19 protein-coding genes and 1 tRNA gene are annotated in these 19,875 nt (G+C 71.1%); 17 read left to right on the top strand and 3 right to left on the bottom strand.

Translation table 11 applies throughout. The features are described from left to right. The first annotated feature begins 327 nt into the window (after positions 1-327). Positions 328-1,539 (top strand): Ig-like domain-containing protein, encoded by a 1,212-nt coding sequence (locus AB0M93_RS41525; RefSeq protein WP_364285048.1) that lies wholly within the window; start codon positions 328-330, stop codon positions 1,537-1,539. A 110-nt stretch (positions 1,540-1,649) separates the two neighbouring features. On the opposite strand, the gene AB0M93_RS41530 is transcribed toward AB0M93_RS41525, so the two are convergent. Further along, positions 1,650-1,722: transfer RNA gene (locus AB0M93_RS41530), tRNA-Thr, on the bottom strand. Positions 1,723-1,901: 179 nt separating this feature from the next. On the opposite strand from AB0M93_RS41530, the gene AB0M93_RS41535 reads away from it, so the two are divergent. The 8 genes from AB0M93_RS41535 (at position 1,902) to AB0M93_RS41570 (ending at position 11,795) form a co-directional block, all read left to right on the top strand. Continuing rightward, the gene (locus AB0M93_RS41535; RefSeq protein WP_364285050.1) at positions 1,902-3,401 is read left to right on the top strand and encodes a threonine/serine exporter family protein; all 1,500 of its coding nucleotides are present in this window, start codon (positions 1,902-1,904) and stop codon (positions 3,399-3,401) included. Positions 3,402-3,482: 81 nt separating this feature from the next. Further along, positions 3,483-4,925 carry a trehalose-6-phosphate synthase gene (locus tag AB0M93_RS41540; protein WP_364285052.1) on the top strand — a complete coding sequence of 481 codons (1,443 nt, stop codon included), beginning with the start codon at positions 3,483-3,485 and terminating at the stop codon, positions 4,923-4,925. A 38-nt stretch (positions 4,926-4,963) separates the two neighbouring features. Then, on the top strand, positions 4,964-7,498 hold the full coding sequence (otsB, locus tag AB0M93_RS41545; protein WP_364285054.1) for a trehalose-phosphatase: 2,535 nt from the start codon (positions 4,964-4,966) through the stop codon (positions 7,496-7,498). A gap of 88 nt (positions 7,499-7,586) precedes the next feature. After that, positions 7,587-8,114, top strand: a complete 528-nt coding sequence (locus tag AB0M93_RS41550; RefSeq protein ID WP_364285056.1) for a hypothetical protein — start codon at positions 7,587-7,589, stop codon at positions 8,112-8,114. A gap of 93 nt (positions 8,115-8,207) precedes the next feature. Continuing rightward, positions 8,208-8,774 carry a helix-turn-helix domain-containing protein gene (locus AB0M93_RS41555; protein WP_364285058.1) on the top strand — a complete coding sequence of 189 codons (567 nt, stop codon included), beginning with the start codon at positions 8,208-8,210 and terminating at the stop codon, positions 8,772-8,774. Positions 8,775-8,822: 48 nt separating this feature from the next. Then, positions 8,823-10,088 carry an alpha/beta hydrolase gene (locus tag AB0M93_RS41560; protein ID WP_364285138.1) on the top strand — a complete coding sequence of 422 codons (1,266 nt, stop codon included), beginning with the start codon at positions 8,823-8,825 and terminating at the stop codon, positions 10,086-10,088. 47 nt (positions 10,089-10,135) lie between these two features. Then, positions 10,136-10,729 (top strand): sigma-70 family RNA polymerase sigma factor, encoded by a 594-nt coding sequence (locus AB0M93_RS41565; protein WP_364285060.1) that lies wholly within the window; start codon positions 10,136-10,138, stop codon positions 10,727-10,729. Then, on the top strand, positions 10,722-11,795 hold the full coding sequence (locus AB0M93_RS41570) for a CU044_5270 family protein (RefSeq protein ID WP_364285062.1): 1,074 nt from the start codon (positions 10,722-10,724) through the stop codon (positions 11,793-11,795). Before AB0M93_RS41565 ends, AB0M93_RS41570 begins: the two co-directional genes overlap by 8 nt. Here the strand turns inward: AB0M93_RS41570 and radA are convergent, their stop codons facing one another. Both radA and AB0M93_RS41580 read right to left on the bottom strand, forming a co-directional pair. Continuing rightward, on the bottom strand, positions 11,796-13,154 hold the full coding sequence (gene radA, locus AB0M93_RS41575; RefSeq protein ID WP_364285064.1) for a DNA repair protein RadA: 1,359 nt from the start codon (positions 13,152-13,154) through the stop codon (positions 11,796-11,798). Positions 13,155-13,193: 39 nt separating this feature from the next. Then, a complete protein-coding gene (locus AB0M93_RS41580) occupies positions 13,194-13,901 on the bottom strand; it encodes a hypothetical protein (protein ID WP_364285066.1) in 708 nt (235 codons plus the stop codon). A gap of 286 nt (positions 13,902-14,187) precedes the next feature. On the opposite strand from AB0M93_RS41580, the gene AB0M93_RS41585 reads away from it, so the two are divergent. The 8 genes from AB0M93_RS41585 to rlmB are packed head-to-tail and all read left to right on the top strand — an operon-like array spanning position 14,188 to position 19,768. Continuing rightward, the gene (locus tag AB0M93_RS41585) at positions 14,188-14,679 is read left to right on the top strand and encodes a CarD family transcriptional regulator (protein WP_004559016.1); all 492 of its coding nucleotides are present in this window, start codon (positions 14,188-14,190) and stop codon (positions 14,677-14,679) included. A gap of 53 nt (positions 14,680-14,732) precedes the next feature. Further along, the gene (locus tag AB0M93_RS41590) at positions 14,733-15,347 is read left to right on the top strand and encodes a 2-C-methyl-D-erythritol 4-phosphate cytidylyltransferase (protein ID WP_364285068.1); all 615 of its coding nucleotides are present in this window, start codon (positions 14,733-14,735) and stop codon (positions 15,345-15,347) included. Next, positions 15,344-15,811, top strand: coding sequence for a 2-C-methyl-D-erythritol 2,4-cyclodiphosphate synthase (gene ispF / locus AB0M93_RS41595; protein ID WP_364285070.1), 468 nt, complete (start codon positions 15,344-15,346; stop codon positions 15,809-15,811). The genes AB0M93_RS41590 and ispF overlap by 4 nt, the downstream gene beginning before the upstream one ends. A gap of 28 nt (positions 15,812-15,839) precedes the next feature. Beyond that, positions 15,840-16,235, top strand: a complete 396-nt coding sequence (locus tag AB0M93_RS41600) for a PPOX class F420-dependent oxidoreductase (protein WP_364285071.1) — start codon at positions 15,840-15,842, stop codon at positions 16,233-16,235. 10 nt (positions 16,236-16,245) lie between these two features. Further along, positions 16,246-16,641 carry a PPOX class F420-dependent oxidoreductase gene (locus AB0M93_RS41605; RefSeq protein WP_364285073.1) on the top strand — a complete coding sequence of 132 codons (396 nt, stop codon included), beginning with the start codon at positions 16,246-16,248 and terminating at the stop codon, positions 16,639-16,641. 22 nt (positions 16,642-16,663) lie between these two features. Further along, positions 16,664-17,350, top strand: coding sequence for an HAD family hydrolase (locus tag AB0M93_RS41610; RefSeq protein ID WP_364285075.1), 687 nt, complete (start codon positions 16,664-16,666; stop codon positions 17,348-17,350). 43 nt (positions 17,351-17,393) lie between these two features. Then, positions 17,394-18,782 carry a cysteine--tRNA ligase gene (gene cysS, locus AB0M93_RS41615; protein WP_364285077.1) on the top strand — a complete coding sequence of 463 codons (1,389 nt, stop codon included), beginning with the start codon at positions 17,394-17,396 and terminating at the stop codon, positions 18,780-18,782. 29 nt (positions 18,783-18,811) lie between these two features. After that, positions 18,812-19,768, top strand: a complete 957-nt coding sequence (gene rlmB / locus AB0M93_RS41620) for a 23S rRNA (guanosine(2251)-2'-O)-methyltransferase RlmB (protein WP_364285079.1) — start codon at positions 18,812-18,814, stop codon at positions 19,766-19,768. Positions 19,769-19,875 lie beyond the last annotated feature (107 nt).

Genomic DNA, 19,875 nt, shown 5'->3' on the forward strand with positions numbered 1-19,875 from the left:
CGTGCCGTGACCAGCGCTCAGGTCATGGCGGAGAGCCAGGAAGGTGCCAACACCGCAGGCAGCAGCCCATCGACGCACACACGACGGCTTCGGCGGTGTGCCGCGCCTCTCGCGTTGCCACGTGCGTCATGATCACTCCCGGTGTTTTGTGTGCCCCCATCATCACGCACCCGAGCGGGCGCGGTCAACGCATTTACGGAAACAATTCCGGCCGCTATGCGGAAGCCAGGACGGGCCGCGGATCGGACGCTCAGCCCCAGGTCGGCGGCAAGAGATCGGATTGTGACCCAACTTGGGGCGCCGTGGGACGTCTGAGGGTGCGTGAGAGTGATCCGTATCGCCGGGTTCGGCGTGGTGGCCCTGCTGCTGGCCGCGTGCAGTGGACAGAACGAGACCGCCGGGACCGCGCAGGCGGCCGGCATGGCCGGTGCGACCGGCGGCACCTCGTCGGTGCCCGGCGTACCCGCCGCGACCGTGGCCTTCGAGGGCGGGGACCAGCTGAGCCCGAAGGACCCGATCGTCGTCAAGGCGTCCGGGGGCACCCTGCAGGCGGTCACGGTCACGAACCCGCAGACCGGCAACGCCGTCAAGGGCGACCTCTCGCCGGACAAGACGACGTGGACGAGCCAGGACCACCTGCGGTACGCGTCCACCTACCAGGTGGTCGCCACCGCCGTGAACCAGGCGGGCGACCCGACCGAGCAGCGCGGGGAAGTCCACACGATCAAGCCGTCCGGGGTCGCCACCCCGGCGCTCTTCCAGCCCGCGGCGGGCGATTTCGGGGTCGGCCTGATCATCGGGCTGAAGTTCGACCACGACATCGCCGACAAGGCCACGGTCGAGAAGTCCCTGAAGGTGACGTCCTCGCCCGCCCAGGGCGGCGGCTGGTACTGGGTCGGCAAGCGCGAGGTGCACTTCCGGCCCAAGGACTACTGGAAGCCGGGCTCGACCGTGAAGCTCGAGACCACGACCTTCGGCACGCCGATCGGCGGCGGCGTGTACGGCGGCCAGGACGTCTCGGTCACCTACAAGGTGCACGACTCCTGGGTCGCCAAGGCGGACGGCAAGACGCACCAGATCAAGGCGTACCACAACGGCGAGCTGGTGAAGACCGCGCCGATCAGCATGGGCAAGACCGCCGACACCCCACCGCGGGGCGCGACGCCGACCTTCAACGGCACGCACACCGTGCTCGGCAAGGAGGACCACAAGATCATGGACTCCTGCAGCTACGGCGTGTGCGAAGGCGACCCCGGCTACTACAAGGCACCGGAGAACTGGAACGTCCGGATCTCCAACGACGGCGAGTACCTGCACGAGAACCTGAAGACGGTCGGCGTACAGGGCAGCGACAACGTCTCCAACGGCTGCCTCAACATGAACACCGAGAACGCCAAGTGGTTCTTCGACACGTTCAACGTCGGCGACGTCGTCGAAATCACCAACTCGGGCGGCCCCCAGCTGGCCATCAACAACGGCCACGGCGACTGGGCGATCAGCTGGACGGCCTGGCAGGCAGGCAGCGCCCTGCACGGCTGACGACCTCACGACGCAGCGGGTGTCCACTTCGGACACCCGCTGTTGTTGCGTTCAGGGGTCGGAAACAGGAGGCGGTCGTGACCCCCGGTTCATCGGAGGTCACCTTCCGGAGCCGGCAAGGGGGCTCGAACCCCTGACCTTCTGTTTACAAGACAGATGCTCTACCAGCTGAGCTATACCGGCCTGGCGCCAGGACGCCGCACACAGTGTATCGGGCCGCGGTCCATGATCCGCTCGGGAGGCATCATCCCCTGGTCCAGGCCACTATGGAGGGACGTGGTGAAGGCCACTCCATGATCCGTGCAACGGTCGGTGGGTAGCCGTCGATGGTCATCGGGGACGAGCGAGGAGGTGGATGGATCATGAAGATCAACGAGCGCACCAACGGGGGGCGGGCGACCAGATGGCCGCTGCTCGAACCGCCCGCTCAGCGACCCCGGGTCCATCGCCCCAACCTGCTCAAGAGGCGGCCGTGGCACGTCCTCGAGGCGCCGACCGGGGAGTTTCCCGCCGTTGACGCCGAAGAGGCCATGGGGCCTCAGCTGCCCGACGAGGCCACCGTCAACTTCGTGCTCGACCTCTCCCTGCGGATCGGTGAGGTCCAGATGGCCAGTGGCGCCGGTGCGTCCGACGTCACCGCGACCATCCTCGCCATCGCCGGGGCGCTCGGGCTGCCGCACTGCGAGGTCGACGTCATCTTCACCTCGATCACCGTCACCTGCCACCGTGGCACCGACCTGACGCCGATCACCGCGCTGCGGGTCGTGCGGAGCCGGAGCCTCGACTACACGCGGCTCACCGAGACCGAAAAGCTCGTCCGCAAGATCGTCCGCGGGCACATGGGGGCCGAGCAGGCGCAGACCGAGCTGGAGCGGATCACCTCCGCGCCGCACCCGTACCCGCGCTGGGTCGCGACGCTGTCCTGGGGCGGGGTCGCCGCCTTCGTCACCATCCTGCTCGGCGGCGGCTTCGACATCGCGCTCGTCGCCTTCGTCATCAGCGGTGTCATCGACCGGGTCGGCCGGGTCGTGAACCGCTACGGGCTGCCGTTCTTCTTCCAGCAGGTCGTCGGGGGCCTGGTCGCGACGCTCTCGGCCATGGTCATCGTCAGCAGCAACGTCCTGACCACCGACAAGCCGACGCTGGTCGTCGCGGCCGCGGTCACCGTGCTGCTGTCCGGGCTGTCCACCGTCTCGGCGGTGCAGGACGCCATCACCGGCTACAACGTCACCGCCGCCGGCCGCACCATGGAGACCGCGCTGATGTCGGCGGGCCTGATCGCCGGGGTCGTGCTCGCCCTGCGGATCGCCGTCATGCTCGGCCTGCCGCGCACCCCGCTGCCCGAGGTGACCGGGTCGACGCCGCAGCAGCTGCCGCTCGTCGTGCTCGGCGGGGCCGGCGCCGCCGCCTGCTTCGCGCTCGCCAGCTACTCGAAGATGCGCGCCATGCTGGTCGCGGCGGCCGCCGGGGGCATCGGCGCCGCCGTCTACGGCGCCCTCATGCTGGCCAAGCTCGACGGCGTCAGTTCGTCCGCGGTGGCCGCGACGCTGGTCGGTTTCTGCGGTGGCGTGCTCGCGCGGCGGCTCGGCGTTACTCCACTGGTCGTAGCCGTGTCCGGGATCACTCCGCTGCTTCCGGGCCTCTCCACCTACCGTGGTCTGTACCAGATCGGGGTCGAGCCGAGCGGCAACATTTCGACGCTCATGACGGCCGTCGCAATCGGGCTTGCGCTGGCAGCGGGCGTGGTACTCGGGGAATGGCTGGCCCAGCCGGTGCGCACCGGCCTGGGCCGGCTCGAGCGGCGGTTCGCCGGACCACGCATGGCTGGTCCGCTCGAACCGACCGAACGAAGCTTGGAGTAACACCGCGGTCACTGAATGTTCATCGCTCACGCGATAGGGTTTCACTCTGGGGCCGCGACCCAGACGCGAGGAGCAGGCGACGTGAGTGACCAGAAGGAGAACTCGAACCAGGCCGATTTCGTCGTGGTGGCGAACCGGCTTCCGGTGGACCTCGAACGCACGGCGGACGGTGAGCGCCGCTGGACGGCCAGCCCGGGCGGGCTCGTCTCCGCCCTGGAGCCGTTCCTGCGGTCGCGGAAGGGCGCCTGGGTCGGCTGGCCGGGCATCCCGGACGTCGACGTCGACGAGTTCGACGACGACGGCCTCGTGCTGCATCCGGTGTCGTTGAGCGCCGACGAGGTCCGCGACTACTACGAAGGTTTCTCCAACGCGACGCTCTGGCCGCTCTACCACGACGTCGTCGAGCGCCCGGTGTTCGACCGCGCGTGGTGGAACAGCTACGTCAAGGTGAACCGCCGGTTCGCGCAGGCCAGCGCCGACGTCGCCGCCCAGGGCGCGACCGTGTGGATCCAGGACTACCAGCTCCAGCTGGTGCCGGCGATGCTGCGCGAGCTCCGGCCGGACCTGCGCATCGGCTTCTTCCTGCACATCCCGTTCCCGCCGGTCGAGCTGTTCATGCAGATGCCGTGGCGCGCGGCGATCATCCGCGGCCTCACCGGCGCGGACCTCGTCGGCTTCCACCGCCCGGGCGGGGCGCAGAACTTCCTGTGGCTGTGCCGCCAGCTGATCGGCCTCGAGTCGACGCGCGGCGCGGTCGGCGTCCGGTCGCGGCCGGGCACCATGCAGGTCGGCGACCGGACCGTCCGGGTCGGCGCCTTCCCGATCTCCATCGACGCCGCCGGGCTGGACAACCTGGCCCGCACGAAGGGCGTCCAGGAGCGGGCCGCGCAGCTGCGCCGCGACCTCGGCAACCCCAAGACGGTCATGCTGGGCGTCGACCGGCTCGACTACACCAAGGGCATCGACCTGCGGCTGCAGGCGCTGCACGAGCTGCTGCACGAGGGCAGGCTGCAGCCGGACGACGTCACGTTCGTCCAGCTCGCCACCCCGAGCCGCGAGCGCGTCGAGCACTACCAGCGGATGCGCGGCGAAATCGAGCAGATGGTCGGCCGGATCAACGGCGAGTTCTCCCGGGTCGGCCACCCGGTCGTGCACTACCTGCACCAGTCGGTGGACCGCACCGAGCTGGCCGGTTTCTTCTCCGCTGCCGATGTCATGGTGGTGACACCGCTGCGCGACGGCATGAACCTGGTCTGCAAGGAGTACGTCGCCGCCCGGCACGACCTGGGCGGTGCGCTGGTGCTTTCCGAGTTCGCGGGGGCGGCCGCCGAGCTCTCTAGCGCATTCCTCGTGAACCCCCACGACCTGGACGGGGTGAAGGACGCTCTAGTGGCTGCCATTACGCTCGACCCGGCAGAGGGCCGTCGCCGGATGCGCGCCATGCGTCGCCAGGTCCTCACTCATGACGTTGACCGATGGGCGCGCTCGTTCCTCCAGGCCTTGGGTACGGAGGCGGTCGACTGACATAGTCCCCCGACCCATGCACGAGCTCCTGAGGAGGAGTGTTGACTGCCGAGGCCCTGCCCGCCGAGCTACGGCGCGCGATCGTCCAGATCGCCCGTACTCCGCGTCTGCTGGTCGCCTGCGATTACGACGGCACGCTGGCACCCATCACGCTCAACCCGGACGAGGCACGCCCGCTGCCGGAGTCCGTCGGGGCCCTCAGATCGCTCGCCGGTCTGCACGAGACCACCACGGCGGTCATCTCCGGCCGCGCGCTGCGCGACCTGGCCACGCTCTCCCGGCTGCCGTCCGAGGTGAACCTCGTCGGCAGCCACGGCTCGGAGTTCGACATCGGCTTCATCCACGCCCTCGACGAGAAGGCGCGGGAGCTGCACCGGCGGCTGGAGTCGGAGCTCGAACAACTCGTGCTGGACGTCCCGGGCGTGTCGCTCGAGGTCAAGCCGGCCAGCATCGCGGTGCATGTGCGCCGCGCGGAGCACGAGGCGGGCCGCCGCGTGCTCGCGGCCGTCCACTCCGGACCTTCGACCTGGGAAGGCGTGTCGACCACCGACGGCAAGGAGGTGGTCGAGCTGGCGGTCGTCCAAACGGACAAAGGCCGCGCGCTGGACATCCTCCGCCACCAGGTCGGCGCCACGGCGGCGATCTTCCTCGGCGACGACGTCACCGACGAGAAGGCCTTCGCCCGGCTGTCCGGCCCCGACCTGGGCATCAAGGTCGGCGACGGCGAGACGCTCGCCGCGTTCCGGGTGCCCGACACCGTCGACGTCGCCCTGGTGCTCGGCTTCCTCCTGGAGGAGCGCCGCAACTGGCTCTACGGCGAGTCGGCCCCGCCGATCGAGCGGCTGTCGATGCTGGCCAACGAGCGGTCGGTCGCGCTGCTGACCCCGGACGCCAAGCTGACCTGGCTGTGCCACCCCGGCCCGGACGCGCCGGCCGTGTTCGCCGACCTGCTCGGCGGCGAGGGCGCGGGCCACTTCTCCATCAAGCCGCACCGCAACGGCCTCCCGCTCGGCCAGCGCTACCTGCCGAACACGATGACGGTCGAGACGCGCTGGTCGCGCCTGCTCGTCACCGACTACCTCGAGCCGGAGAGCGCGCCGCACCGGACGGACCTGGTGCGCGTGATCTCGGGCGAGGCGGCGGCGAGCGTCAAGTTCGCGCCGCGGCCCGAGTTCGGCGGCGTGCCGGTGAAGCTGGAGATCGTCGAAGGCGGCGTGCGCGTGCTCGGCACGTCGGAGCCGTTCGTGCTGTACTCGCCGGGCGTGGAGTGGACCATCACCTCCGACGGCCTGCACGACACCGCGACCGCGCTCGTGCAGCCGACGCCGACTCAGCCGGTCGTGCTCGAACTGCGCTGCGGCACCACGGACCTCGGCGAACACGAACTGTCCGAAGTGGAACGCCGGGACCGCGCGGGCCGCTACTGGAGCGAGTGGACGTCGAAGCTGCAGCTGCCGACGGTGCAGACCGATCTGGTGCTGCGCTCGGCGCTGACGCTGCGCGGCCTGGTCAACACCGACACCGGCGGCGTGCTGGCGGCGGCGACGTCGTCGCTGCCGGAGGAGATCGGCGGCGTCCGCAACTGGGACTACCGCTACTGCTGGATCCGCGACGCCGCGATGACCGTGCGGGAGCTCGTGCACCTGGGCTCGATCGAGGAGGCCGAGGGCTACCTGCGGTGGCTGCACGGCGTGCTCGCCACGCTGGCCGGCCCGGAGCGCCTGCACCCGCTGTACACCCTCGCCGGCAGCGTCATCGGTGCCGAAGCCGTCATCGAGTCGCTGCCCGGGTACGCGGGTTCCCGGCCGGTGCGCGTCGGCAACCTGGCGAACCACCAGGTGCAGCTGGACGTCTTCGGCCCGGTCGTCGAGCTCGTGCAGACCCTGGCGTCGGCGCGCGGCGAGCTGCGTGACGAGGACTGGCAGATGGTGCGCGCGATGGCGGAAGCCGTGACGCGGCGCTGGAACGAGCCGGACCACGGGATCTGGGAGGAGCGGCACGTGCCGCGCCACCGGGTCTACTCGCGGGTCATGTGCTGGGTGACGATCGACCGCGCGATCACGCTGGGCGAGCAGTACGGCCGGGAGATCCCGGGCAACTGGCACGGCCTGCGCGAAGAGATCAAGACCGACGTCCTCACGCACGGCTGGAACGACGAGGTCCAGGCGTTCACCACGGCCTACGACGGCACAGACCTGGACGCGGCGTCGCTGTTCGTCGGGCTCACCGGGCTGATCGACCCGGCCGACGAGCGGTTCCAGCAGACGGTGACGGCGATCGAGGCGGAGCTGCGCAGCGGGTCCACTGTGTACCGTTACCGCCGCGACGACGGCCTGCCGGGTGGCGAAGGCGGCTTCCACATCTGCGCGGCCTGGCTGATCGAGGCGTACCTGCTCACCGGGCGGCGCACCGAGGCGCAGGAGCTGTTCGACCAGATCGTCGCGGCGGCCGGCCCGACCGGGCTGCTGCCGGAGCAGTACGACCCGATCGCGGAGCGGTCCCTCGGCAACCACCCGCAGGCGTATTCGCACATCGGGCTGATCCGGTGCGCCAACTTGCTGGCGGCCAGTTAGCCCTTTCGGTCCGAAAGTTCGTGAAGGCCACGTTGGGGGACGGTGAGTCCCTTACTGTGGCCTTCACGCACTTTCGGAGGTGAGACGGGTGCAGGGGACTTTCGGACAGGTCGAGTTCGTGCCGCTGCCCCCGCGGTTCGCCGACCGGGTGCGCTGGGGTTCGGTGGTCGTCGGCTGCTCCATGATCGCCGGGATGGTGCTGCTGTTCGGGCTGACGACGTACCTGCAGGGCATCGTGCACGGCCACGCGTTCCCGGACACGCTGCTGGGCAAGGCCGCGGCGGTGCTGCCGCCGCTGGGCGTGCTGGCGATCGCGGTCCTGGTCCTGACGTGCCGCCGCTGCCTCCGCGGCGACTACCTGGTGGTGGCCAGCGCCGCGTCGGCACGCGGCGCGCTGCTGTTCACCTACCTGTTGACGCTGGTCCTGATCCTCGGCTCGTTCGCGGTGCCGATCGTGTTCCGGGTGTGGCGCGACACCCCGCACCTGCAGGCGCCCGACCTGCTCACGACGTTCTCGACGCTCACCTTCGCCACCATGGGTTTCCTGGCCGGGATGGTGTACGTGCGGCCGTCCGTGCAGACGCTCCGGAAGTACAGCGACCACCCGATCTGGTAAGTCCACTTTAGACATCGCCGCCCCGGGCACCGGCCTGCGCCGAGTTGCACAGATTTCTTTGCACAATTTCCTTTGCACGGCTACAGTGAGCTCATGACCAGCGCTCCACCGCCGGAAGAGCTCGACCCGGACGCCCTCAAAGCCGTCGCGCACCCGTTGCGCCGCCGGATGCTCGGCGTCCTGTCGGCCGGGCCGGCCACGGCCACGAAGCTCGCCAAGGCCCTGGGCGAGAACACCGGCGCGACCAGCTACCACCTGCGGGAACTGGCGCGGTTCGGGTTCGTCGAGGAAGCTCCGGAGCTCGCCAAGGGCAAGGAACGGTGGTGGCGGACGCGGCCGCGGGACATCCGCTGGCCGCGCCGCAGCGAGCAGAGCGCCGAATCCCGGGTGCTGTTCGACGACATGCAGCGCCAGGGATTCGAGGAAGACCTCGAAAAGCTCAACCGGTTCGCGGAACAGCGCGACGAACTGCCCGGCGACTGGCCGGACGCGCTGCTCTACGCACGCGGCGGCACCTGGCTCACCGCCGAGGAGCTGCACCAGTTCTGGAACGACTACATGGAGCTGTTCCGCCGGTACTGGCGGGCCGAGGACGACCGGTCACCGGAAGCGCGGCGCGTGCTCGTGCGCTGGCTCGCGTTCCCGGATCCAGGGGAATGACATGACACCAGGGGGTTTTCCATGCGAAGAGGGGTTCTACTGGCCGGGGTGATCCTGGCGGTCACGGCGTCGGCGCCACCGGCATCGGCCGCGGACGGCGACGTGACCTTCACGAACGGCGGGGTGACCTTGCACGGCACCGTCGTCGCACCACCCGGCGGCACGAAACTGCCGGGCCTGGTGATGGTCCACGGCTCGGGGGCGCACAGCCGCGAGGACTACCGCGATCAGGCGGAAGCCTTTGCCCGGCAAGGCATCGCGACACTCATCTACGACAAGCGCACCGAAGGCTATTCGCAGTTCGAACGCTCGTATTCGAGGCTCGCGGACGACGCACTGGCCGCGGTCGAGGCATTGCGGAAGCGGCCGGAGGTCGATCCGGCGCGGGTCGGCGTCTGGGGGCTGAGCGAAGGCGGCTGGGTCGCGCCGCTGGCGGCTTCCCGTTCCGCGGACGTCGCTTTCGTCGTGACGGTCGGCGCGAACGGCGTCAAACCGGCGCAGCAGCAGGCGTGGGCGATCGAGAACCAGCTGCGCCGGCTGGACATGGACGGCTCGATCGTGCGGACGGCGTCGTCGACGATGATGCGCCAGCTCGTCGGCGGCGGCGTGTTCCCGGAGGCGTACTACGACCCGGTGCCGGTGCTGCGGAGCCTGCGCCAGCCGGTGCTCGGGCTGTGGGGCGCGAAGGACGTCCTGACGCCGCCGGGCGAGGCCCTGCGGATCTTCGGGGAGACCGTCGCGCGGCACACGCTGCGCGTCTTCCCCGGCGCCCAGCACCAGCTGCGCCGGACCACGGACGGCTTCGACAAGCTGCCCGGCTACGCGCCGGGCTACCTCGAGCTGGTGGGCAGCTGGGTGAACAACCCGCCCGCCGTCTCCAGTGCCGACGCGCCGCCCGCGCAGGACCGGCCGAGCGTCGAGATCACGCCGTTGCACTGGGCCGAGTCGACCTGGGTGCAGCTGGCCGTCCTGCTGGCCCTGCTGGTGGCGTTCGCGTGGTACCCGCTGGTCCGGCGGGGTCCGGGGGCGGCGTCGGCGCGCTGGCTGACGGCGACCGGGTTGCTCGCGGTGCTCGGCTTCCTGGTCGTCGACGTGGTGATCCAGCTGAGCTTGGGCAGGTCGCTGGGCCCGGTGGTGCTGGGCCGCCCGCTGCCGTGGCTGGCGTTGCAGCTGCTTTCGCTCGGCGCGGTGGCGGCGGCGATCGGCACGGCGGTCGCGTGGTGGCGGCACCGGACCCCGCGGCTGGGCGTCCTGCTGGCCGGCGGCGTCCTGTTCGTCCCGTGGGCGGTGTACTGGGGACTGCTGGGCGTCTGAACCACGTTCGCCGTGAACGCTCGGGGAGGCTGCGGGCAACTGGGGGCATGCAGGTGATCCACGAAGGATCGGAGCTCTGGGGGGACGACCGCCCGGACCTGGGCGGACCCGAGCCCGGGCCGGCGTTCGGCCGGCTCTTCGACGCCCATGCCGCCCAGTTGCGCCGCTACCTCGCCCGCCGGGTCGGTGCCGAACCGGCGAACGACCTCGTCGCCGAGACCTTCCTGGTCGCGTTGCGGCGCCGCGAGACCTACCGGCCGGAGCTGGGCACCGCGCGGTCGTGGCTCTACGGCATCGCCACCAACCTGCTGCGCCACCACGTGCGGTCGGAACTGCGCGGGCTGCAGGCCACCGCCCGGCTGGCGCGGACCGGCGACCACAGCCACGCGCCGCACGACGGCCGGGTCGCCGAACAGGTCGACGCCCAGGCACGGGCGGCCCGGCTGGCCGGCGCGCTGGCCCGGCTCAGCCCCGCCGACCGCGACACGCTGCTGCTCGTGTCCTGGGCGGGGCTGGAGCCGGCCGAGGTCGCCGAGGCCCTCGGGATCCCGCCGGGTACCGTCCGGTCCCGGTTGCACCGGATCAGACGCTGGCTCAGGACGAACGCCCCGGCCCAAGAGGAGGTGCAGGACCTTGCGTGAAGACAACGTCCGGAAGATCTGGTCCGAAGCCGAACTCGACGCGGCGCTCGCGGACCTGCACGACGACGTCGGCGAGGACGACGGGCTGGCCTTCGCCCGCGCGTCCCTGCTCGCGGCGGCCGGCGTCGAGGAGGCCCCGCCCGCCGGGCCGCGCCGGTCCGGGGCGTGGCGGTGGCTCGCCGTGGCCGCGGCGGTCGTGACCCTGGTCGGCGGGCTCGGCGTCGCCGCGGCCCTGTGGACGCCGGACGCGCCGGAACCGGCCCGGCCGGCCGCCTCGCTCCCCGACCTCGACCGCCCGCTCGTGCCCGGCGAGTTCCACTACACGCAGATGCGCGACTGGTCGACGTACGTCACACCGCGGTTCGCGACCAAGGTCCAGCGGCGGATCGAGCTCTGGATCCCGGCCGACCCCGCGGGCGTGTGGCACCGGCGCACGACGCTGACCACCGAGCCGCGCTGGTCCGACGGCCGGGCCGTCGACCCGCTGCCCCAGCCCGTCGACGAATACGGACCCGCCGGCGTGTTCCCCGCCCCCCGGTTGAACTGGCTGACGCCGGACGCGCGGTTCATCGCCACGCTCGTCCCCGACCGGCAGAAGCTGGCCGAGCGGCTGGCCTCCGACGCCACCGGCGTCAACAGCCCGCAGAAGGGCCGGCCGCACTCCGCCGCGGAGTCGCTCACCATGGTCCGGAGTGTGCTGGAGACTGGTCTGCTGCGGCCCGACGTCCGACGCGCACTGCTCGAGGCCCTGGCGATCGTCCCGGGCATCTACGTCGCGCCCCACCAGACCACCCCGGACCGGCAGCCCGCCACCGTCTACGTGGCCAAGGACACCGGCCAGCGGCTGTTCCTCGACCCGGTGACGGCGCGGCTGCTGGCCGCGGACAGCGCGCCGACCTCGGTCATCGTCGGCAACAAGGGGGTACCGCTGACCACGCCCCTCCCGCCGCCGAGCTCCGTGGCCGTGCCGACCACCACCAGGATGCGGCAGGTGCCCGACTCCCCGCAGCGGCCCGGCGACCCGGACACGCAGTACTCCTACGCCATCACGCGGACCTCGGGGTGATCAGCGCGCGTGGCCGGCGGCGTTCAGCGCGTCCGCGACGTTCGCGACCTCCAGGACGCGGATCCCGGCAGGCGGCTTGCCCGAGTCCGGCGGGACCAGCGCGTGCGTGAACCCGAGCCGGGCCGCCTCCGCGAGCCGGCGGCTCACGCTCGGCACGCGCCGGATCTCCCCGGCCAGCCCGACCTCGCCCACCGAGACGAGCCGCGGCGACAGGGCGACGTCTTCGAAACTCGACGTCAGCGCCAGTACCAGCGCCAGGTCGATGCCCGGTTCGGTGATCTTCATGCCGCCGACGGTGGCCGCGTAGACGTCCTTGTCGCCGAGCTTCAGCCCGCCGCGCTTCTCCAGGACCGCCAGCACCATCGCCACCCGCGCGGAGTCGAGGCCGCTGACCGCGCGTCGCGGCTGGGGCGCCGCCGTGGCCGACACGAGCGCCTGGACCTCGCCCAGCAGTGGCCGCTTGCCCTCCATCGAGACCGTGATCGCCGTACCGGACACCGGCTCGGCCGTGCGGCTCATGAACAGCCCCGACGGGTCCGGCACCCCGACGATGCCTTCTTCCTGCAGTTCGAAGCAGCCGATCTCGTCGGACGCGCCGAACCGGTTCTTGATGCCGCGGAGCATCCGCAGGGTCGAGTGCTTGTCGCCCTCGAACTGCAGCACGACGTCGACCAGGTGCTCCAGCACGCGCGGGCCGGCCACCGAGCCGTCCTTCGTGACGTGTCCGACGAGCACCACCGGCAGCCCGCGTTCCTTGGCCAGCGCGACCAGCCCGGACGTCACCGCGCGGACCTGCGTCACGCCGCCGGGTGAGCCGTCGACCTGCGGGGACGCCATGGTCTGCACCGAGTCGACGATCAGCACCCCCGGTTTGACGTCGTCGACGTGCCCGAGGATGGCCGAAAGGTCGCTTTCGGCGGCCAGGTACATCCGGTCGTGAACGTTGCCCGTTCGCTCCGCGCGCAACCGGACCTGGCCCGCGGACTCCTCGCCGGTGACGTACAGCGACCGGTCGACGGTCTTCGCCCACTGGTAGGCGACCTCGAGCAGCAGGGTCGACTTGCCGACACCCGGTTCACCGGCGAGCAGCACCACCGCGCCCGGTACCAGGCCGCCGCCCAGCACCCGGTCGAGCTCGGAGACGCCGGTCCGGCGGGCTCGCGCCGCCTCGACGTCGACCTCGGCGATCGGCCGCGCCGGCGCGCTCGGCGCCCCGGCCGCGACGCGCTGGATGGCCGGCCTGGCCGGCGCGCCGCGCTCCTCGAACGAGCCCCATTCCTGGCACTCCGGACACCGGCCGAGCCACTTGGCCGCTTCGTACCCGCAGCTGCCGCAGCGGTAGGTGGTCCCCTTCTTCACCCCGCGAGGCTATCGGCGACCACCGACAAAACCGGGGACCTACTGCTTGACGTGCGCCGGCGCCGCCACCGGCAGCTCGACGGTGACCGGTCCGGCGTTCTTGAAGACGAACGTGACCTTGATGACCTGGCCGGGCCAGAGCGGCTGCTTCAGCGCGGGCAGCGTCACGGTGGCCTGGCCGACCTTCTCGGGCGCGGTCGGCGTCGCGGCCGGGCCGGACGACGGGACCTCGGAGGTGGCCGTGGCGGTGAGGTTGTTGCCCGGGCTGTTCGTGGCCGAGCTGCTGCCGGCCGGGGCGCTCGAGGACGTCGGAGCGCTCGACGACGAGGTCGGCGAGGACGTCGGCGCGGCCGAAGACGTGGGCTGCACCTCGTTGGTGGACTCGACCGCGTCGTCCGGGCCGATCACCAGCGAGTGCGCCGCGACGACGGTCTTCGAGCCGCTGATGGTGGCCTGGCCGCCGTCCTCGGTGGTCACCGAAACGAGCGAGTCGTCCTGGGCGCCGCGGTTCACGATCGTCAGGGTCAGCGCGGGCGTCGCACCGGCCGGGTAGCCCGGGCCGGACGTGGGGTACTGGACCGCCGCGTTGCGCAGGTCGATGGTCTTGACCTGGGCGTGCGTCCCGTTGACCGCGGCCTGCTGCGTCGAGGTCTGGGTGATCTGGCCTGCCCCGCACCCGGCGAGCGCGAACGCGGCACCGAGCGCCAGCACGCCCGCACCGAGCACGCGACGATTCTGCAGCCTCACGTCGCAGTCCTTCCCTTTTCACGGCCTCGTCGCCCCGAAGACTAGCCGGGGTCGATCTCCGCCGCGGAACGGGTGTGGGTTGCCGGGGCGCGGCGACCAAGATCAACCGTCCACAAAGGATTTCCCACCCTGTGACGAAACGCTTCCCTGCTACCTGCGTGAGCACGGGGGTCCGACGTTTGTCAACCCCCGGCCAGGCCGCTGACCTGCGAGGACGAGTCCGGCCCGCTAGGTGGGCACTGGCGGCCCGTGCTAGGATGGAGTCAGCGAAAGGGGCAGAGGACACATGGTTTTCAAGGTCGGAGAGACCGTCGTCTACCCGCACCACGGTGCCGCACTCATCGAAGCCATCGAGACCCGCGTGATCAAGGGCGAGGAAAAGAAGTACCTCGTCCTCAAGGTCGCGCAAGGGGATCTCACGGTTCGCGTGCCCGCAGACAACGCCGAGATCGTCGGCGTTCGCGATGTCGTCGGGCAAGAAGGACTGGACAAGGTCTTCGACGTTCTGCGTGCTCCGCACACCGAGGAGCCAACCAACTGGTCTCGTCGGTACAAGGCCAACCTCGAGAAGCTCGCCTCCGGCGATGTGAACAAGGTGGCCGAAGTGGTGCGCGACCTCTGGCGGCGAGAGAAGGACCGCGGGCTTTCGGCAGGCGAGAAGCGCATGCTGGCGAAGGCGCGGCAAATTCTGGTCAGCGAGCTCGCGCTCGCGGAGGGCACCGACGAGGACAAGGCTGAGGTCCTCCTCGACGAAGTTCTGGAAACCGCGACGGTCTGAGCCCAGGGCACTCCGCTCGACGGGCGGGCGGGTGCCTCTACGATCGCGTACCGATGAACGTCGTCGCGATCGTTACCGTCGCACATCATGCCTCCGACGGGGAGTCAGCTCTCACGCCGGTCCATGGTGACGCGCTACTCACGCACACCGTGCGGGGGCTGCTTGCTGTACCGGAGATCGATCTGGTGCTCGTGGCGGCCCCCCAGCGGTGTGCGTCGTCGTTTTCCGAGGCCGTCAGCGGCCTCGGCTGCCGGGTCGTCCCCGGCTCGCTCCGGCAGGCCTTCGCCGCCGTCGAGCCCGAGCTTTCCCGTGATTCAGTTGTACTCCTCCACGACGCGCTGCGGGCCTTCATTCCTGCGCAAACGGTCCGTGACGTGATCAATGCGGTCCGTGACGGCGCGCCCGTGGTCGTCCCGGTGCTGCCGATGGCCGACACGGTGAAGGTGACCGACGATGCGTCCCTCATCATCGGCACGGAGGACCGTTCGCGCCTGCGCACCCTCCAGACGCCGGTGGGCTACGCGTCCGCGGCGTTCCGGCCGGACCTCGCCCCCGCCGGCGCGGCCACGGTCGACGGCCACCCGGACGCGATGCGCGTCACGAGCGAGTTCGAACTTTCCCTGGCCGAGGCGATCGCGGCGGCACCGAAGAACGAGGAGACGCTGTGAGGATCGGCAACGGGGTGGACGTCCACCCGATCGAAGCGGGCCGCGAGTGCTGGATGGCGGGCCTGCGCTGGCCGGAGGCGGACGGCTGCGCGGGCCACTCGGACGGCGACGTCGCAGCTCACGCCCTGTGCGACGCCCTCCTGTCGGCCGCGGGCCTCGGCGACCTCGGCGCCGTCTTCGGCACCGGCGACCCCCGGATGGACGGCGCCCACGGCGCGGACATGCTCGCCGAAGTGCGTGGCCTCATCGAGGCGGCGGGCTGGCGAGTGGGGAACGCCACGGTCCAGATCGTCGGCAACGCCCCGCGGGTCGGGAAGCGGCGCGACGAGGCGCAGAAGGTGCTCTCCGAAGCGGTGGGCGGCCCGGTGAGCGTGTCCGGCACCACGTCGGACGGCCTGGGGCTGACGGGCCGCGGCGAGGGCATCGCGGCCTTCGCGACCGCGCTGCTGCTGGCGGCGGAATAGGTCCCCGCCCACGCCGGTTCGCCGTGATATGCCCCTCACTCTTCCGGACGCCGTCCGGGCGCTGATCGACGGCAAGAACTTCGCCACGGTCGCCACCCTCGACCCGGACGGCGGGCCGCAGACCTCCGTCGTCTGGGTGGGCCTCGACGACGGCGACCTCGTCTTCAGCGCCACCGAGGACCGCCGGAAGGTCCGTAACCTGCGCCGCGATCCTCGGCTGAGCGTCTCGATCACCGACGCCGGGAACCCGTACCGCCACACCCAGCTGCGCGGCACGGCCACGATCACGCCGGATCCCGGCAAGACGCTCCCGAAGACCCTCAGCCACAAGTACCTCGCCCAGGACCCGCCGCCCGAAGGCGCGGAAACCGAACGCGTGATCGTCCGGCTGCGGGTCGACAAGATCGCCGGGAACGTGAAATAGGGTCCAAGCCATGGGTGTGACGTTCAACGAGGCCACGAAGGCCCTGCTCGACGGCCGTAACTACCCGGTCGTGGCCACCACCAACGCCGACGGCTCGCCGCAGAGCTCCGTCGTCTGGGCGCGCCGCGACGGCGACACCGTGGTCTTCGTGACCGTCCAGGGCCGGCGCAAGGAACGCAACATCCGCCGCGACCCGCGGGTGTCGCTGTCCGTCTTCGACCTGGCGGACCCGGAGAACTACGTCGAGATCCGGGGCCGCGCCGAGGTCACCGTCGAGGGCGGGCGCGAGCTGAACGACGAGCTCGCCCGCAAGTACACCGGCACCGTCTTCCCGCCCGAGCCGGCCGACGTCGTGCGCGTGCTCGTGCGGGTTGTCCCCGAACACATCACAGGGCATTCCGCCTGATCCCCCGGTTAGGGTGGGGACCATGACGATCAGGGCGGTGTTGTTCGACTTCTCCGGCACGCTCTTCCGGCTCGAGCAGGACGAGTCCTGGCTCACCGAACTGACCGACCACAACGGGGACCCGCTCGACATCGAGGCGCAGGCCGAGCTGATGCGCCGGATGACCGCCCCGGTCGGGCAGGTCGTCGAGCTGGACGCCGAGCACGTGCACGCCTGGCACCACCGGGACCGCGACCCCGAGCTGCACCGGAAGGTGTACCTGGAGGTGCTCAAGAAGTCCGGTGTCCCGCAGGCTGACCAGGCGAAGGCGCTCTACGACCGGCTCATCGATCCCAGCCAGTGGACGCCGTACCCGGACACCGAAGCCGCGCTCAAAGCGGCGGCCGAGCGGGGCCTGAAAGTGGGCGTGCTGAGCAACATCGCCTTCGACATCCGGCCCGCGTTCACCGCCCGCGGGTGGGACGCCTACGTCGACGAGTTCGTGCTGTCCTTCGAGGTCGGCGCCATCAAGCCGGAGCTGGAGATCTTCCGCAAGGCCGTCGAGTCGCTCGGCGTGCCCGCCACCGAGACGCTGATGGTCGGCGACAGCGAGGAGGCCGACGGCGGCGCCCGCGCGCTGGGCTGCGAGTTCGCGCTGGTCGACCCGCTGCCGACCGCCGAACGGCCGGACGCCCTGCTCACGGCCCTGCGCAACCACGGCGTCGGCTGAGACCCAGAGATATTCCTCTCGCCCCACCCCGTACCCTTTGAGGGTGGCCCTTCACCTTTTCGACACAGCGACCCGGAGCGTGCGGGAGTTCCACCCCGTCCGTAGCGGAACGGCGTCGATCTACGTGTGTGGCGCCACCGTGCAGGGCGTTCCGCACATCGGGCACATCCGCGGCGCCCTGAACTACGACGTCCTGCGCCGCTGGCTCGTCCACAGTGGACTGGACGTGCTGCTGGTCCGCAACGTCACCGACATCGACGACAAGATCCTCACCAAGGCCGCCGACAACGGGCGTCCCTGGTGGGAGTGGGCGGCGACGCACGAGCGCGCCTTCGAGGCCGCGTACGAGCAGCTCGGCTGCCTGCCGCCGTCGATCAACCCGCGCGCGACCGGGCACGTCACCCAGATGGTCGAGCTGATGGAACGCCTCATCGAGAGCGGCCACGGCTACGTCGCGGACGGCGACGTCTACTTCTCGGTGAAGTCGTTCGACGGCTACGGGAAGCTGTCCGGCCAGGTCCTCGAGGACGTCCAGCAGGGCGAGACGCCGACGCGCGGCAAGCGCGACCCGCGCGACTTCACCATGTGGAAGAGCGCGAAGCCGGGCGAGCCGTCGTGGCCGACGCCGTGGGGTCCCGGCCGGCCGGGCTGGCACCTGGAGTGCTCGGCGATGGCGACGGCCTACCTCGGCACGGAGTTCGACATCCACGGCGGCGGCATCGACCTCGTCTTCCCGCACCACGAGAACGAGCGCGCCCAGTCCAACGCGGCCGGCGACCCGTTCGCCCGCTACTGGCTGCACAACGCGTGGGTGACGATGGCCGGCGAGAAGATGGCCAAGTCGCTCGGGAACACCGTGTCGATCCCGGCCATGCTGGAGCGCTACCGCGCGCCGGAGCTGCGCTACTACCTCGTGCAGCCGCACTACCGGTCGAACGTCGAGTACTCCGACGGGGCGGTCGCCGAGGCCGCGCAGGGGTACCGGCGGATCGAGACGTTCCTGCGCCGCGCGGCCGCGGCGGGCGAGGTCCCGATCGGCACGATCCCCGAGGCGTTCGCCGCCGCGCTCGACGACGACCTGGCCACCCCGCAGGCGTTCGCCGTGGTCCACACCACGGTGCGGAACGGTAACGCCGCCCTCGACGCGGGCGACACCCCCAAGGCACTCGAACTCGCCGCGGCCGTCCGCGCGATGACCGACGTGCTCGGCCTCGACCCGCTGTCCGCGCGCTGGTCCGAGACGGGCGGTTCCGACACGCCCACCAAAGAAGCGCTGGCCCGGATCGTCGAAGGGCTGCTGGCCGAGCGCCAGCAGGCCCGCGCCGAGAAGGACTTCGCCCGCGCGGACGCCGCCCGTGACCGCCTCCAGCAGGCGGGCATCGCGGTGGAGGACACCCCCAACGGTCCTCAGTGGACTGTGAAGTCCGACTGAACCGGCTTTCTACGCAAGGAACTTTCACCATGGCAGGCAACTCGCGGCGCCAGGGCGCGATCCGCAAGACGGGCACCAAGAAGGGTGCCGTCGTCGGCTCGGGCGGTCAGCGCCGCAAGGCCCTCGAAGGCAAGGGCCCGACCCCGAAGGCGGAGGACCGCCCCGGGCACAAGGCCTACCGCCAGGCCAACGCGGCGACCAAGCGCGACCAGGCCCGGCAGAAGAAGGCCGACAAGCCGGAGCTGATCGCCGGGCGCAACCCGGTGGTCGAGGCGCTGCGCGCCGGCGTCCCGGCGACGGCGCTGTACGTCGCGCTGAACATCGAGATCGACGACCGGGTCAACGACGCCGTCCGGCTGGCCGGCGACAAGGGCATCTCGATCCTGGAGATCCCGCGCGAAGAGCTGGACCGCAAGACCAACCGGGCCGTGCACCAGGGCCTGGGCCTGCAGGTCCCGCCGTTCGAGTACGCCCACCCGGACGACCTGATGGCGGTGGCCCGCAACTCGGGCGAGGTGCCGCTGTTCGTCGCGCTCGACGGCGTCACCGACCCGCGCAACCTGGGCGCGGTGATCCGCTCGGCGGCCGCGTTCGGCGCGCACGGCGTGCTGCTGCCGGAGCGGCGCAGCGCGGGCATGACGGCGGTGGCGTGGCGGACGAGCGCGGGCACGGCGGCGAAGCTGCCGATCGCGGTCGCGACCAACCTGACGCGTCAGCTCAAGGCATGGGCGAACGACGGCCTGATGCTGGTCGGCCTGGACGCGGACGGTTCGGTGGACATCGACGAGCTGGAGCTGGCGGCCGACCCGCTGGTCATCGTGCTGGGCTCGGAGGGCCGTGGACTCTCCCGCCTGGTCCGCGAAACGTGCGACGCGACGGTGTCGATCCCGATGGCGGCGGGCGTCGAGTCGTTGAACGCCTCGGTGGCGGCGGGCGTGCTGCTCGCGGAGGTGGCCCGGCGCCGCCGTGCCGCCGGCCGCGTCTGACACGGCTCGTGGGGGGGGGGTGTGGGCCGGGGGGGGCGGCCGGGCCAACACCACCCCCCCCCCCCCCCCCACCCCCCCCACCGGCTTTTTTGCCCCGCGGACAACCA

The organism is Amycolatopsis sp. NPDC051102 (assembly GCF_040682815.1).
GTDB lineage: Bacteria > Actinomycetota > Actinomycetes > Mycobacteriales > Pseudonocardiaceae > Amycolatopsis.

What these genes read in the sequence shown, in the direction of transcription:
- AB0M93_RS41535 (WP_364285050.1), top strand. Translation starts at nt 1,902, where the DNA reads ATGAAGATCAACGAGCGCACCAACGGGGGGCGGGCGACCAGATGGCCG.
- AB0M93_RS41590 (WP_364285068.1), top strand. Translation starts at nt 14,733, where the DNA reads ATGAACGTCGTCGCGATCGTTACCGTCGCACATCATGCCTCCGACGGG.
- AB0M93_RS41565 (WP_364285060.1), top strand. Translation starts at nt 10,136, where the DNA reads ATGCAGGTGATCCACGAAGGATCGGAGCTCTGGGGGGACGACCGCCCG.
- AB0M93_RS41585 (WP_004559016.1), top strand. Translation starts at nt 14,188, where the DNA reads ATGGTTTTCAAGGTCGGAGAGACCGTCGTCTACCCGCACCACGGTGCC.
- AB0M93_RS41600 (WP_364285071.1), top strand. Translation starts at nt 15,840, where the DNA reads ATGCCCCTCACTCTTCCGGACGCCGTCCGGGCGCTGATCGACGGCAAG.
- AB0M93_RS41605 (WP_364285073.1), top strand. Translation starts at nt 16,246, where the DNA reads ATGGGTGTGACGTTCAACGAGGCCACGAAGGCCCTGCTCGACGGCCGT.
- AB0M93_RS41610 (WP_364285075.1), top strand. Translation starts at nt 16,664, where the DNA reads ATGACGATCAGGGCGGTGTTGTTCGACTTCTCCGGCACGCTCTTCCGG.
- AB0M93_RS41555 (WP_364285058.1), top strand. Translation starts at nt 8,208, where the DNA reads ATGACCAGCGCTCCACCGCCGGAAGAGCTCGACCCGGACGCCCTCAAA.
- rlmB (WP_364285079.1), top strand. Translation starts at nt 18,812, where the DNA reads ATGGCAGGCAACTCGCGGCGCCAGGGCGCGATCCGCAAGACGGGCACC.